Source organism: Marmoricola sp. URHA0025 HA25 (genome assembly GCF_054059435.1).
Window position 1 is genome coordinate 4,279,591 of record NZ_JBSSCD010000001.1, and the last position, 13,955, is coordinate 4,293,545.

General features: G+C 71.6%; 10 protein-coding genes. 8 read left to right on the plus strand and 2 right to left on the minus strand.

Annotated elements, in window-relative coordinates; genetic code table 11:
* Positions 1 to 61 precede the first annotated feature (61 nt).
* Positions 62 to 505 carry a pyridoxamine 5'-phosphate oxidase family protein gene (locus ACVW00_RS21040; RefSeq protein ID WP_457112847.1) on the plus strand — a complete coding sequence of 148 codons (444 nt, stop codon included), beginning with the start codon at positions 62 to 64 and terminating at the stop codon, positions 503 to 505.
* A 30-nt stretch (positions 506 to 535) separates the two neighbouring features.
* A complete protein-coding gene (locus ACVW00_RS21045; RefSeq protein ID WP_457112848.1) occupies positions 536 to 2,143 on the plus strand; it encodes a GAF domain-containing protein in 1,608 nt (535 codons plus the stop codon).
* Here the strand turns inward: ACVW00_RS21045 and ACVW00_RS21050 are convergent.
* Positions 2,140 to 2,805 (minus strand): response regulator, encoded by a 666-nt coding sequence (locus tag ACVW00_RS21050; protein ID WP_457112849.1) that lies wholly within the window; start codon positions 2,803 to 2,805, stop codon positions 2,140 to 2,142. The two genes, ACVW00_RS21045 and ACVW00_RS21050, sit on opposite strands and share 4 nt — an antisense overlap.
* Before the next feature lie 40 nt (positions 2,806 to 2,845).
* Here ACVW00_RS21050 and ACVW00_RS21055 point away from each other — a divergent pair, with 40 nt between their 5' ends.
* The 6 genes from ACVW00_RS21055 to ACVW00_RS21080 all read left to right on the plus strand — a co-directional run bounded on the left by ACVW00_RS21055 (position 2,846) and on the right by ACVW00_RS21080 (position 12,904).
* A complete protein-coding gene (locus ACVW00_RS21055; RefSeq protein ID WP_457112850.1) occupies positions 2,846 to 3,850 on the plus strand; it encodes an NADPH:quinone oxidoreductase family protein in 1,005 nt (334 codons plus the stop codon).
* A gap of 40 nt (positions 3,851 to 3,890) precedes the next feature.
* Positions 3,891 to 5,828, plus strand: coding sequence for a M13 family metallopeptidase (locus tag ACVW00_RS21060; RefSeq protein WP_457113153.1), 1,938 nt, complete (start codon positions 3,891 to 3,893; stop codon positions 5,826 to 5,828).
* Complete coding sequence (locus ACVW00_RS21065) at positions 5,825 to 7,183, plus strand: outer membrane protein assembly factor BamB family protein (RefSeq protein ID WP_457112851.1); 1,359 nt, start codon at positions 5,825 to 5,827, stop codon at positions 7,181 to 7,183. Before ACVW00_RS21060 ends, ACVW00_RS21065 begins: the two co-directional genes overlap by 4 nt.
* A 45-nt stretch (positions 7,184 to 7,228) precedes the next feature.
* Positions 7,229 to 9,340: a RecQ family ATP-dependent DNA helicase gene (locus ACVW00_RS21070; RefSeq protein ID WP_457112852.1), complete on the plus strand. Its 2,112-nt coding sequence runs from the start codon at positions 7,229 to 7,231 to the stop codon at positions 9,338 to 9,340.
* Positions 9,341 to 9,385: 45 nt separating this feature from the next.
* Positions 9,386 to 10,954, plus strand: coding sequence for a sigma factor-like helix-turn-helix DNA-binding protein (locus tag ACVW00_RS21075; protein ID WP_457112853.1), 1,569 nt, complete (start codon positions 9,386 to 9,388; stop codon positions 10,952 to 10,954).
* 600 nt (positions 10,955 to 11,554) lie between these two features.
* Positions 11,555 to 12,904: a DUF222 domain-containing protein gene (locus ACVW00_RS21080; protein WP_457112854.1), complete on the plus strand. Its 1,350-nt coding sequence runs from the start codon at positions 11,555 to 11,557 to the stop codon at positions 12,902 to 12,904.
* Here ACVW00_RS21080 and ACVW00_RS21085 read toward each other — a convergent pair.
* A complete protein-coding gene (locus tag ACVW00_RS21085; protein ID WP_457112855.1) occupies positions 12,901 to 13,878 on the minus strand; it encodes a GTP pyrophosphokinase in 978 nt (325 codons plus the stop codon). The two genes, ACVW00_RS21080 and ACVW00_RS21085, sit on opposite strands and share 4 nt — an antisense overlap.
* Between the last annotated feature and the right edge of the window lie 77 nt (positions 13,879 to 13,955).

Sequence of the window (13,955 nt, forward strand, 5' to 3'; positions counted from 1 at the left end):
CGGGTCACTCTTGGGGGCACGGGGCACAACTCGGTCCCCCGTACATCCAGGGACAGACATCATGGCTGAGGTCAGAGAGCTGAGCTACGCGGAGTGTCGCGCGCTGCTCATGCGGGAGCAGACGGGTCGGATCGCGGTGTCGACCCCGGACGGGCCGCACATCGTGCCGATCAACTACTCCGTCGTCGACGAGAGCATCGTCTTCCGGACGACGCCGTTCAGCATCCTCGCGACGTACGGACGCAACGTGAAGCTGGCCTTCGAGGTCGACAGCTTCCGTGAGGGCCGCCGGATCGGGTGGAGCGTGGTCGCGCGGGGACGGGCCGACGTGGTGCTCGACGACGCGGAGCTCAGCCACATCCGCAAGGTCTGGCCACCCGAGCCCTGGGCCGACGGTCCGCGTCACCTGCACTTCAGGCTGACCTGGAAGGAGCTCACCGGCAGGACCCTCGGCCGGGCGGCGGAGCTCGACCTCGTCGACGAGGAAACTCGCGCTTCTCACTGATGGGGGGCCCCGAACGGGCACACTGAGGCGGTGAGCCAGACCGGCAGCGCCCTCGGCGCCGACTCAGCGGACCTCCCGGGTCCGGCACTCGCGCTGCTCGACGCGGTCGTGGCGATCTCCTCCGATCTCGACCTGCACAGCGTGCTCTACCGCATCGTGGTCTCCGCCTGTCAGCTCACCGGAGCCCGGTACGGCGCGCTCGGGGTGATCGGCGCCGACGGCAACCTCGACGACTTCGTCACCCACGGCATCGACGCCGAGCTGCACAAGAAGATCGGGGACCTGCCCCGGGGTCGCGGGATCCTGCGGGTGCTGATCGACGAACCCGAGCCGCTGCGGCTGGAGGACCTGCGGACGCACCCGCGGTCGTTCGGCTTCCCCGACCACCATCCGCCGATGAGCAGCTTCCTCGGCGTGCCGGTCCGCATCCGGGGGACCATCTTCGGCAACCTCTACCTGACCGAGCGGGAGGGTGGCGGCCAGTTCACCACCCAGGACGAGCGGCTGGTGCTCGCGCTGGCCGCCGCCGCGGGGTTCGTGATCGACAACGCCCGCGCCTACCAGCTCAGCGAGCGCCGCCGGCAGTGGCTCGAAGCCACCGCGGAGCTGACCGAGGCGCTCCAGCCGCCGACCTCGATCGATCGGGCGCTGGACCAGTTCACGAGCGCGGCCCGGAGCCTGTCCGGCGCTGCCGCGACCGCGGTCGTCCAGTTCCCCGACGACGGGCCGGTGCTCGCGACCAGCGACGGGCCCGTCTCCGGCCGGTTGCCCGCCCTGCTCCCGCAGATCGCCGTGCTGGTCGAGCACGGCCGTCGCACCGACCGGGTCGAGACCCTGCACGCCGACGACCTCGAGGGGCTCGTCGTCCCGCTGCGCGCCCACCTGACCATCCCCAGCGCTCTGGTCGCGCTGTTCGAGGCCGGCCACCGGATCAGGGACACCGAGGAGCACGAGCTGCTCGGCTCGTTCGCCGACCAGGTGGCGCTCGCCCTCGACCGTGCCCAGGCGATCGAGGACCGCGAGGAGCTCGCCGTCGTCTCCGACCGCGACCGGATCGCCCGCGACCTGCACGACGTGGTGATCCAGCGGCTCTTCGCCACCGGCCTGCAGCTGCAGGGCATGCGGTCGATGGTGGTCAACCCCGAGGTGGGCGAGCGCCTCGACAAGGCGGTCGACGACCTCGACCAGACGATCCGCGACATCAGGACGACCATCTTCGAGCTGCAGCACCGCCAGGGCGGGTCACTGCGGTCGCGGGTGCGCGCCCTGATCAAGGAGTACATCCCGGTCCTCGGCTTCAGCCCGACGCTGCGCGTCCTGGGACCCGTCGACACCGCCGTCTCGACGAGCACGGGTGAGCAGCTGCTCGCGGTCCTCCGCGAGGCGGTCTCCAACATCGCGCGGCACTCGCTGGCCGACGCCGCCGAGGTCGACGTCGCCGCAACCGCTGCCGAGGTGGTGCTCACGGTGACCGACAACGGGATCGGCGTACCGGCCGACCGGGTGGAGAGCGGACTCCGCAACGCCCGCAGGCGAGCCGTCGCGCTGGGAGGCACCCTGGAGGTCTCCCGGGCACAGCCCTCCGGCACGGTGGTGCGCTGGGCCGTCCGGCTCGGCGACCAGCCCGGCAGCTCCTAGGTGGACGAGCCGGTGGGCCGGTCGAGCAGCTTCGAGGCCAGCACCGCTGCCTGCGTACGCCGCTCGAGGCCCAGCTTCGCCAGGATGCTGGAGACGTAGTTCTTGACGGTCTTCTCCGCCAGGAACATCCGCTCGCCGATCTGCCGGTTGGTCAGGCCCTCGGCGATCAGGGAGAGCAGCTTGCGCTCCTGCTCGGTGAGCTCGGCCAGCTCCGGCGCGACGCTCGGGCCCATCCGGACGCGCTCGAGGACCTTCGCGGTCAGCGCCGGGTCGATCAGCGACTGCCCGGCGGCGACGCGACGGATCCCGTCGACCAGGTCGCTGCCCCGGATCTCCTTGAGCACGTAGCCGGAGGCACCAGCCATGATCGCCGCGAACAGCGCCTCGTCGTCGTCGTACGACGTGAGGATCAGCGCCTGGATGGACTCGTCGACCGCGCGCACGCTGCGGCACACCTCGATGCCCGAGCCGTCGGGCAGGCGGGCGTCGAGCACCGCGACGTGCGGCTTGGAGGCCGGGATCCGGCTGGTGGCCTCGACGGCCGACCCGGACTCGCCGACGACCTCGATCCCGCCGGCCGCCTCGAGCAGGGCCTTGAGCCCCTGCCGGACGACCTCGTGGTCGTCGAGGAGGTACACCCTGATCGGACCGTCGTCGCTCATGGGCACACAGTAGTCGCGGCGCGCCGAGTAGCCTCCCGCCATGCGCGCAGTCCAGGTGACCAGTCTCGGTGGGCCCGGTGCCGTCGAGGTCCGTGACGTCTCCGAGCCGGCGGCCGGCGGCCCGTTCGGCCCGCAGGTGCTCGTCGACGTACACGCCGTCGGCACGTCGTTCCCCGACCTGCTGCTGAGCAAGGGCGAGTACCAGCTCAAGCCGGACCTGCCGTTCACGCTCGGGGTCGACTTCGCCGGTGTGGTCCGCTCGGCCCCCGAGGGCTCGGGGCTCTCTGCCGGCGACCGCGTCGCGGCCTGCCTTCCGCACGGAGGCGCTGCCGAGACAGTTGCCCTCGGCCCGGACAGCGTCTTCCCGCTGCCCGATCGGCTGAGCTTCGCGCAGGGCGCCGCCATCCCGATGAACTACCTCACCGCGCAGTTCGCGCTCAAGGAGCGCGGCCACGTCGTCGAGGGGGAGACCGTGCTGGTGCACGGCGCCGCCGGTGGTGTGGGCACCGCGACCATCCAGGTCGCCAAGGGGTACGGCGCCCGCACGGTCGCGGTCGTCTCGACCGAGGAGAAGGCCGAGGTGGCCGGCCGCGCCGGAGCCGACGACGTCGTGCTCGCCGACGGGTTCCTCGCCTCGGTCAAGGAGCTCACCGGCGGCCGGGGCGTCGACCTGGTGATGGACGTGGTCGGCGGCGACCTCTTCACCGACTCGCTGCGGGCGCTCGCGCCGCAGGGCCGGCTGCTCGTGGTCGGGTTCACCGCGGGCGCCATTCCCGAGGTCAGGGTCAACCGGCTGCTGCTCAACAACGTCGACGTCCGCGGCGTCGGCTGGGGTGCCTACGCGATGGTCCGGCCCGGGTTCATGGCGGCCCAGTGGCGCGAGCTCGAGCCGATGATGGAGTCGGGGATCATCGACCCGCCGATCGGGGCGACGTACGGCCTCGAGGACTTCGGCCGCGCGCTGCAGGAGATGGAGGAGCGCAAGACCCTCGGGAAGACCGTGATCACCGTCCGGCCCGATTCCGGCCGACCGGCGGGCGGATAAGGTCTCCTGCGTGACGATTCTCGATGACGCCCGCCCGGGCATGGACCTCGACATCCGGCCGCAGGACGACCTGTTCGGCCACGTGAACGGCCGCTGGCTCGACGAGACGGAGATCCCCTCCGACCGCGCCTCGTGGGGACCCTTCGTGATGCTCGCGGACGCCGCCGAGGAGCACGTGCACGCGATCATCGAGGCCTGCGCCGCGGGTGAGGTCAGCGGCGACGATGCCCGCAAGATCGGTGACCTGTTCGCCAGCTTCATGGACGAGGACCGGGTCCGCGAGCTCGGCACCACCCCGATCCAGGGGCTGCTCGACGCGATCGACCAGATCGCCGACCTGCGCGACCTGGCCGCCTACCTCGGCGAGTTCGAGCGGCGGGGCGGCGGCGGCCTCTTCGGCTCGTTCGTCGACACCGACGACCGCAACTCCGACCGCTACCTGGTCAACATCGTCCAGGGCGGCATCGGCCTGCCCGACGAGTCGTACTACCGCGAGGAGAAGTTCGCCGAGATCCGCGCCAAGTACGTCGACTACCTCGAGAGGATGCTCACCCTCGCCGACCGCCCCGACCCGCGGGCGACGGCCGAGACGGTGCTCGCCCTGGAGACCCGGCTCGCCCAGGGCCACTGGGAGCGTGCCGAGACGCGCGACGTCATCAAGACCTACAACCTCACGTCGTACGACGAGCTGAAGGCGCTGCTCCCGTCGTTCGACCTCGACGTCTACATCCGCAACCTCGGCGGCAGTGCGGAGACGCTCGCAGAGACGATCGTCCGTGAGCCGTCCTACCTCTCCCACCTCGAGGGCGTCCTCACCGACACCGGCATCGAGCAGTGGAAGGCATTCCTCGCCGTGCGCGCGATCCGCTCGGCGGCGGCGTACCTGACCGAGGAGTTCGTCGAGACCAACTTCGACTTCTACGGTCGCACCCTGTCGGGCACGCCCGAGCTGCGCGCCCGCTGGAAGCGGGGTGTCGCGCTCGTCGAGGGCGGGCTGGGCGAGGCGGTCGGCCGCGAGTACGTCGCGCGGCACTTCCCGCCGCGGTCCAAGGAGCTGATGGACGACCTCGTCGACAACCTGCTGCAGGCCTACCGGCAGAGCATCGCCGCGCTGGACTGGATGGGCGAGCAGACCAAGCAGCGGGCGTTCGAGAAGCTGGACACCTTCCGGCCCAAGATCGGCTACCCGGTCAAGTGGCGCGACTACGCCGGCCTGTCGATCGACAAGGGTGACCTCGTCGGCAACGTGCTGGCGATCGCGGCCTTCGAGACCGACCGTCAGCTGGAGAAGATCGGAGCGCCGGTCGACCGCGACGAGTGGTTCATGCTCCCGCAGACGGTGAACGCCTACTACAACCCCGGCACCAACGAGATCTGCTTCCCCGCCGGCATCCTGCAGCGGCCGTTCTTCGACGCGGACGCCGATCCGGCGGAGAACTACGGCGGCATCGGCGCAGTGATCGGCCACGAGATCGGCCACGGGTTCGACGACCAGGGCGCGCAGTACGACGGCCGCGGCAACCTCAACGACTGGTGGACCGCCGACGACAAGGCGGCGTTCGAGCTGAAGTCCAAGGCGCTCATCGACCAGTACGACGGCTTCGAGCCGCGCAACCTGCCCGGCGAGCACGTCAACGGCGCGCTGACCGTCGGGGAGAACATCGGTGACCTCGGCGGACTGACCATCGCGATCAAGGCCTACCGGATCTCGCTGGGCCTCGACCCCGCGGGCGACGAGCTGGGTCCGGAGCACGACGGGATCTCCGGCCTCGAGCGGCTCTTCCTGAACTGGGCCTACGTGTGGCGCACCAAGCGCCGCAAGGAGCTCGACCTGCAGTACCTCACCACCGACCCGCACAGCCCGTCGGAGTTCCGCGCGAACATCGTGCGCAACCTCGGCGAGTTCCACGACGCGTTCGGCACGCGTCCCGGCGACGGCCTGTGGCTCGACCCGGAGGACCGCGTCCGGATCTGGTGACGGCGGTGAGATCCGCCGGGAGACGCGCAGCCGGCAGGCCGCTCGCGCTCCCGCGCTGGTGGGTCGCCGTGCTCGCTGCCTGTGTCCTGGTCGTGGCGGCCGTGGTCGTCGTGGTCGTTCGCGCCACCGTCCCGCCGTGCCGCGACGAGCTCGTCGGCGACCCGCGGAGCCCGTTGCTGGACGCTGCCGGGATGAGGGCGCAGCCGGACGCGCGCCTGGATCGTCTCGTCGTCGCGGTCGACGACCTGGCTGCGCCGTTCGGTGACGTGCGTGCCGGGGTCGGCTACGACTACGACCAGTGGCTGCACCTGTACGGCATCGAGGGCGGGGTGCTGGCCTTCACCAAGAACAACGCGCCGGTCACCCTGCTCGATCCCTCGACGCTGAAGGCGCGCTGGTCCCTGCGGCCCGACAGCAAGCGGATCGCCTGGGACGCCGACGGGGATCGCTTCCTGCTGCTCGACCTCGCCAAGGGCAGTCCCACCCGCGTCTCGGCGTACGACGTGAGCGACGGCGAGCGGGTGTGGTGCGCCTCGCTCGACCACGACCAGTCCTCCGGTGATCCGGTGGCGACGACGTTCCTCGGCAACGGCGACGTGCTCACCGCTCTTCCTGACGGCGCGAAGATCGCGCTGACCCGGCTCAGCGCCGGCACCGGCCACGAGGTCTGGAGCCGCAGCTATGCGGGCCTGGCGCGCGCCGACTACGTCGGCCCGCTGACCAGCGACCTCGTCCTGGCCGGCGGCACCGAGGAGTTCCGGCTCGCCGAGCAGGCACCGGACGCGAACGGCGGACCGGCCATCGCGGCGCTCGACGCCGGTGACGGAAGCCCTGAGTGGACCTGGAGCGCGGGTGCCGGCGCGATAGCGCACGTGGTCGGGGTGGACGCGGGCCGGGTGGTCGTCGTCGAGCGCGCCGCGGACGGCGTGCGGATGCTCGCGCTCTCCGACGACGGCAGTGAGCAGTGGTCGGTCCAGCCACAGGACGCGGCGTACGAGGCGACGCTGCGCGACGGGGTCGTGGTGATGAAGTCCGCGGGCGCCCTCTACGGGTACGACGACCAGACCGGCGAGCAGCTCTGGAGGAAGCCCGTCCCGACCGACCGCACCTACTTCCCCTACGGCTTCACGCTGGGCCAGATGCCGTCGCTCGACGCCGGGCACGTGCTGGTGCCGACGACCACGGACCTGGTCGCGCTCGACGTCCACGACGGGAGCCAGGTCCACTACCCCCTGCCGGTCGACGGCATCAGCACGACGTACTGGCCCTACCAGCTGCTCGCGACGCCGGACCTGCTCGGCGTGGTGGCCAACACCGGCGCCGTGGTGGCCCGGCGTTCGCCCCCCGGTGGTTGAGCCTGTCGAAACCTGCGGACTCGGCCCGCTGGTAGACATGCGGGCATGACCGACGTCCGCGCGCAGGCCGAGCACCACCTGCGCGCTCTGGTCGGCCGCGACGACGCCACCCTGTACGACGACCAGTGGGCGGCCATATCGGCGCTCGTCCTTGACAAGCGGCGCGCGCTCGTGGTCCAGCGCACCGGCTGGGGCAAGTCGGCGGTGTACTTCGTGGCCACCGCGCTGCTGCGTGAGCAGGGCGCCGGTCCGACCGTGATCATCTCGCCGCTGCTCGCGCTGATGCGCAACCAGATCGAGGCCGCCGAGCGGGCCGGCATCCACGCCGTCACGATCAACTCGACCAACGTCGAGCAGTGGCAGGAGGTGCACGCCCACATCGCGGCCGGCGAGGTCGACGTGCTGCTGGTGAGCCCCGAGCGGCTGAACAACCCCGGCTTCCGCGACGAGGTGCTGCCCCGCCTGACCGAGTCCGCCGGCCTGCTGGTGATCGACGAGGCGCACTGCATCTCCGACTGGGGCCACGACTTCCGGCCGGACTACCGCCGCATCCGGCACATGCTCTCGGACCTGCCGGCGGGGATCCCGGTGCTGGCCACCACCGCGACCGCGAACGCCCGGGTGACGCGCGACGTGGCCGAGCAGCTGGCAGTGCACGAGGGGGTTTCCACGGGCGCAACCACCGAGGGGGTCCTCGTCCTCCGCGGCGAGCTGGACCGCGAGTCGCTGAGCCTGGCCGTGCTCCAGCTGACCCGGCCCGAGGAGCGGCTGGCCTGGCTGGCCGACCACCTCGGTGAGCTCGAGGGCTCCGGCATCGTCTACACGCTGACCGTGGCGGCGTCCCAGGAGATCGCGGGTTATCTGCGGGAGCGCGGCCACGACGTCGCGGCGTACTCGGGGCAGACCGACCCGACCGAGCGGCTGGCCCTGGAGCAGGACCTGCTCGCCGGTCGGCTCAAGGCGCTCGTGGCCACCAGCGCGCTCGGGATGGGCTTCGACGCGACCCTGGGCTTCGTGGTCAACGTCGGTGCGCCGGCGTCGCCGGTGGCCTACTACCAGCAGGTGGGTCGAGCGGGCCGAGGCCTCGAGGGCAGGGCCCAGGCGCCGGTGGTCCTGCTGCCGGCACACGAGGACCGCGACATCTGGCGCTACTTCGCCTCCCTCGCCTTCCCGGCCGAGCAGCACGTGCGCGTCGCGCTCAAGGCGCTCGCGGAGAGCGACCGGCCGATGTCGACGGCGACGCTGGAGACCTACGTCGACCTGAGCCGCGGGCGCCTCGAGATGATGCTCAAGGTGCTCGACGTCGACGGTGCCGTACGCCGCGTGCAGGGCGGCTGGACGGCCACCGGCCAGGACTGGGTCTACGAGCAGGAGCGCTACGACCGGGTGGCCGCTGCGCGCCGCGACGAGCAGGCGGCGATGCTGGAGTACATCGGGACCTTGGGCTGCAGGATGCGCTTCCTGCGCGAGGCGCTCGACGACCCGGGTGCCGAGGACTGCGGGCGCTGCGACAACTGCGGCGGCCTGGAGCTGTCCGCCTCGGTGTCCGAGTCGGCGGTCGCCAGGGCGGGCGACCGACTGACCCGGCCCGGCGTCGCGGTGCAGCCGCGCAAGCTGTGGCCGAGCGCGCTCGCCAAACTCGGCATCGACCTCAAGGGCAAGATCGAGGGCGCCGAGGAGGGCCGCGTGGTCGCCCGGCTCACGGACCTCGGGCTCGGCCAGGCGCTCCGCGACCTCTTCCGGCCTGGCACCCCCGACCAGGAGACCCCCGTCGCGCTCGTGCAGGGCGTGGTCGCGACGCTCGCCGACTGGTCACCGGGCGCCGACGGCATCGTCGGCTTCGAGTCGCGCAGCCACCCGCTGCTCGTCGACAGCCTCGTCGCCGGACTCTCCCGGCACCTGCAGCTGCCGGTGCTCGGTCGGGTGGCGGTCCGCGACGACTCGATCGGCCCGGGCCACGGCGCGACCAACTCGGCCCAGCGGATCGCCGCGGTGTCGCGGCGATCCGAGCTGGAGGTGGAGCCCGTGGTCGGTCGCCGCGTGCTGCTCGTCGACGACCTGGTCGTGACCGGCTGGTCGATGACCCTGGCGGCGCACTGGCTGCGCAGCGAGGGCGCGACGGCGGTCCTGCCGCTCGCTCTCGGCTCGGAGACCTGAACCGCAGGCCCCTCCTCTTCGTCGTACGAGGAGGAGGCTGGGGCCATGGGTGTCGACGAGTCGTTCGCCGAGTACGTCTCGGCGCGCTGGTCGATGCTCTACCGGCTGGCCGTGCTCCTCGCCGGCGAGGCCGAGGCGGACGACCTGACCCAGGCCGGACTCGTGCGTGCGTACCTGTCCTGGGGCGAGGTGCAGGAGGCGGCCTCGGCCGACGACCGGGTGAAGCGGATCCTGGCGGCGACCGCGGTGCACGAAGGCAGCCGGCCTGGGCCCGAGGACGACCCGGCGACCTCGGCGCGGGGCCGGCTCTGGGCGACCGTCAGCGCGCTGCCGCCGCGGCAGCGCTGCGTCCTGGTCCTGCGCCACTACGAGCGCCTGCCGGACCCGGAGATCGCGGCCGCCGTGGGCACTTCCACCAGTGCGGTGACCACGGAAGCAGGTGCGCTGGAGGCAGGCATCGACATCGCCGCTCTGCGTGAGGAGCTTGCCTGGCGGGCGGAGAGCGCAGCGGTCCCGCTCCCGCCGATCGACGCACTGGTGGCCCGGGGACACCAGGCGCGCAGGAAGCGCGCGCGTCGTGCGCTACGTCGCGCGGGGATGGCGGCGGCAGTCCTGCTGCTCGGCATCGCGCTCGTCGCCGCGGTGCAGAGCTGGACCTCGGGTGGCGGTCGTTCGCCCAACGCCGCGGCCGCGACGGAGCTCCCCAGGTTCCTCTCGTCGCTCCCGCAGAGCTCCAAGCCGAAGACGCCGTACAGCGTGCGCCGGTTCCTCTACCTCCAGGGCGGCCGCGGTGTCGACCTCGACGAGCGCGCCGCCGCGATCGTGCAGACCGGGCAGTGGGTGTACGTCGCGTACCTGTCCGGCAAGATCGTCCGGGTCAACCAGAGATCGCTGCAGCTGGAGCCGGTCGTTGCCACCTCCGGCGGTCAGCTGGTCACCGACCGCCCCGGTGAGCAGGTCGCGTGGCTCGCATCGGCATCGGGGCCGGCGCTGGTCGACCTGACCGCCCTGGACCCGTCCGCGCTCTCGACCCGCGAGCAGGCGTTCCCCGCGTCGCTTCGCTGCTGCGACAACCCGTTCGAGGTGAACGGCATCACCGGCGCCGGCGAGCTGATCGCGTCCCTGCCTGCCGAGAACCGGGCCTGGGTCTGGGACACCACCGGGAGCTCCGTGCGCGAGATCAGCGGGATGGGCAACGGAGTCGTCAGCCAGGTCACCTCGCGCGGGCTGGTGGTGCACTACCCGCCGGTCCAGTACTCCGTCGGAAGGCTCGAGGACGGTGCCTTCCTCCAGGTCGCCGAGCTCGCCGCCCGGCAGGCCGACTTCAGCGACCCCCTCGGCCTCCGTGTCGTCTACGCCGACGACTCCGGCGAGATCGACGTACGTGACCTGGCTGCGCGCGGACGCTCCCGCCGCGCGACGGGGAACGTCCGGCTCCGGCTCCCGCTGCTCGCCGACGGCTTCGCGGGCGTCAGCTGGGAGGACACCAACCACGTGATCCTCGACGTCTACGACGAGTCCGCACCCGACGGAGCCCTGATCCGCTGCGACGTCCGCGACGGCACCTGCGAGGTCGCGGATGAGCTCGAGGGCCCGCACGTCCTGGGGCACTAGCAGTCGAATACTGCTGGTCGAGCAGCGAGCTTGCGAGCGATCAGACGAGACCTGGCGAGATGGGCAGGGACCCGGGCCCCAGGTGGTCGAGCAGCGAGCCTGCGAGCGATCAGACGAGACCTCACCTCCCCGCGTGGCTGGGTTCTTGGCAGCGAGGAGGAGTACGCCGCGTGGCTGGGTCCTGCGGTCCGGTGCAGACCGGACCCAGCTGGTCGAGCAGCGAGCCTGCGAGCGATCAGACGAGACCTGGTGCGGTGGGCAGGGACGCCGCCCCTGGTGGTCGAGCAGCGAGCTCGCGAGCGATCAGACGAGACCCGGCGAGATGGGGCAGAGACCCGGGCCCCAGCTGGTCGAGCAGCGAGCTTGCGAGCGATCAGACGAGACCTGGTGAGATGGGGCAGGAACTCAGCCCCTGGTGGTCGAGCAGCGAGCTTGCGAGCGATCAGACGAGACCCGGTGAGTTGGGGCAGGGACCCGACCTCGGTGGTTGAGGAGGTCGCGCAGCGACCGTCTCGAAACCTCGGCCGGCAACCAGAAATCGTCGAAGAATCCTGGCCGATCCGATTGACGGTTCGAACATACGTTCGATAGACTGCCGCCATGATCTCGGGCACCGGCGACGCAGCCACCGCTGACCGCGCCCTGCCGCCCGCACCGACCACCGCCGACCTGCAGGACGCACTGGACCGGCTCGCCGCCCACAACGGCACCGGACTGACCGAGGCGCAGCTGATCGACCACATCGGGTTGATGGAGCAGCTCAAGTCCGGGCTGGCCGCAGCCCAAGCTCGGTTGAGCGTCACCCTGGCCGAGCAGCGTGCTGCCCGTGAGGCTGCTGCCGGGATCCCGGCCGACCAACGTGGGCGTGGCCTGGCCTCCGAGATCGCCCTGGCCCGCCAGGAGTCCCCGGTCCGCGGCGCCCAACACCTCGGCCTGGCCAAGGCCCTGGTCGGCGAGCTCCCCCACACCCTGGCCGCGCTGACCGCCGGCCAGATCAGCGAGTGGCGGGCCACCCTGATCGCCCGCGAGACCGCCGTCCTGGCCAGAGCCGACCGGATCCAGGTCGACCACCAGCTGGCCGGGAAACTGCACACCGGCGGGGACCGGAAGGTCGCCAACCTCGCCCGCGCCATCGGCTACCGCCTCGACCCCGGCTCCGCAATCCGCCGAATCCGCGGAGCCCACGCCGACCGGCGGACCGGGCTCCGCCCCGCCCCGGACACGATGACCTACCTGACCGCGTTCCTGCCCGTCGCCCACGGCGTCGCCTGCCACACAGCCCTGACCCGCGAAGCCGACCACAAACGCGCCCAAGGCGACCCCCGGACCCGGGGCCAGATCATGGCCGACACCCTCGTCGAACGCATCACCGGCCAAACCACCGCGGTCGGCACCCCGGTCGAGATCCAGCTGATCATCACCGACCACACCCTCCTGACCAGCAACCACAACAACCACAACCAGGAGCCGGCCCACCTGACCGGGCACGGACCCATCCCCGCCACCCTGGCCCGCCAACTCACCCGCCAGGCCGACAAAGCCTGGATCCGACGCCTCTTCACCCACCCCAAGACCGGCGACCTGGTCGGCATCGAGACCCGACGCCGGCTCTTCGACGGCCCCCGCCGCCAACTCCTCATCGCCCGCGACCAGACCTGCCGCACCCCCTGGTGCGACGCCCCCATCCGACACACCGACCACATCACCCCAGCCGCGGCCGGCGGCCCCACCAGCACCGAGAACGGCCAAGGCCTCTGCGAAGCCTGCAACCACACCAAGGAACACCCCGACTGGCGTGCCAAGACCATTCCCAACCCACGCCACACCGTCCAGACCACCACCCCGACCGGACACACCTACACCAGCCAACCCCCCGACCCACCCGGCCGACCACGACCACGCAGCTACGACCCACCCCTCGAGGTCCACTGGGCCGCACGCGCCTCCTAGCTGCGGAGCTTCTCCAGCCTTGCCTCGAGCAGGTCCCTGCGGTGCGCGTTGCCGTGCAGGTCGAGATACCGGTTGCCGAACACCGCAAGCAGCGCGTCGTCGAGGCGGCGTACGGCGCCGGGTGGGTACTTGTACTCCAACCGGGCGTTGATCGCCGCACTGTCGACCGACGTGAGCAAGCCGGCGAGCTCGTCGAGCGAGGTGATGCCGAGCTCGAGCAGCAGACCGGAGATCCAGGAGTAGTGATCGGTGCGCGACCAGCCTGCGTCGGCGTACTGGGCGGTGAGGAAGGCCGCGAGGTCGCTTGCCGCGATCCTCGGGTCGCTCGCATCCTCCTCCGAGCGCGGCGGGCCGGCGGCCTGGATTCGCGCGCGGATCTCGGAGAACTCGCGGTCGGCGAGCTCGAGCAGACCGGCGGCGAGCGTGAACCGCCGGTCCAGGTCCGGAGCGTGCTCCTCCGGCACAGTGCCCTTGTAGCGGATGTCGTGCTCGAACTCCGCCCACGCGTGCTGCAGGACGGTCCGCAGCTGCACCGAAGCGGGCTGCACGAGCTCCGGGTCGCGGCCGCTGCCCGCGACCAGCAGGTGCCGGCTCGCGTAGCCGAACCGCCCCTGGCTGGCCGTCTCCTGACCCATGTCGCGGTCGTCGAGGATCGTGAACTCCCCGGCCAGCAGCTCGGCGACCGCCTCGACCTCGCTGAGCAGGTAGCCGACGACGCGCACGCCGACCTGGTCGGTGATGCCGCTCAGCGGGTCCTCGTGCGCCGGGCTGCCCGGCAGCGCACGGGCCGCCTTCGCGGCGAACGACGCCACCGACTTGGTCCGTCCGGTGACGGTCAGGTAGTTGATGCCGGCGTCGTCGAGGAGCGTGGTGACCAGCGCGACGTACCGGTCGGTGAGGTGCTGCAGCTGCGGCTGGCGCTCGGCGTACGCCTGGATCGCGCGCAGGACCGGTTGTTCTCTGGTCTCCGTCACCCCGCCATCATGGCGGGTACGGCGCCCGGTGTGACGTTGTCGGCGGCAGCGGGCACCTTCTGTCCGCGCGAGACGTT

What these genes read in the sequence shown, in the direction of transcription:
- ACVW00_RS21040 (WP_457112847.1), top strand. Translation starts at nt 62, where the DNA reads ATGGCTGAGGTCAGAGAGCTGAGCTACGCGGAGTGTCGCGCGCTGCTC.
- ACVW00_RS21050 (WP_457112849.1), bottom strand. Translation starts at nt 2,805, where the DNA reads ATGAGCGACGACGGTCCGATCAGGGTGTACCTCCTCGACGACCACGAG.
- ACVW00_RS21055 (WP_457112850.1), top strand. Translation starts at nt 2,846, where the DNA reads ATGCGCGCAGTCCAGGTGACCAGTCTCGGTGGGCCCGGTGCCGTCGAG.
- ACVW00_RS21060 (WP_457113153.1), top strand. Translation starts at nt 3,891, where the DNA reads ATGGACCTCGACATCCGGCCGCAGGACGACCTGTTCGGCCACGTGAAC.
- ACVW00_RS21070 (WP_457112852.1), top strand. Translation starts at nt 7,229, where the DNA reads ATGACCGACGTCCGCGCGCAGGCCGAGCACCACCTGCGCGCTCTGGTC.
- ACVW00_RS21075 (WP_457112853.1), top strand. Translation starts at nt 9,386, where the DNA reads ATGGGTGTCGACGAGTCGTTCGCCGAGTACGTCTCGGCGCGCTGGTCG.
- ACVW00_RS21080 (WP_457112854.1), top strand. Translation starts at nt 11,555, where the DNA reads ATGATCTCGGGCACCGGCGACGCAGCCACCGCTGACCGCGCCCTGCCG.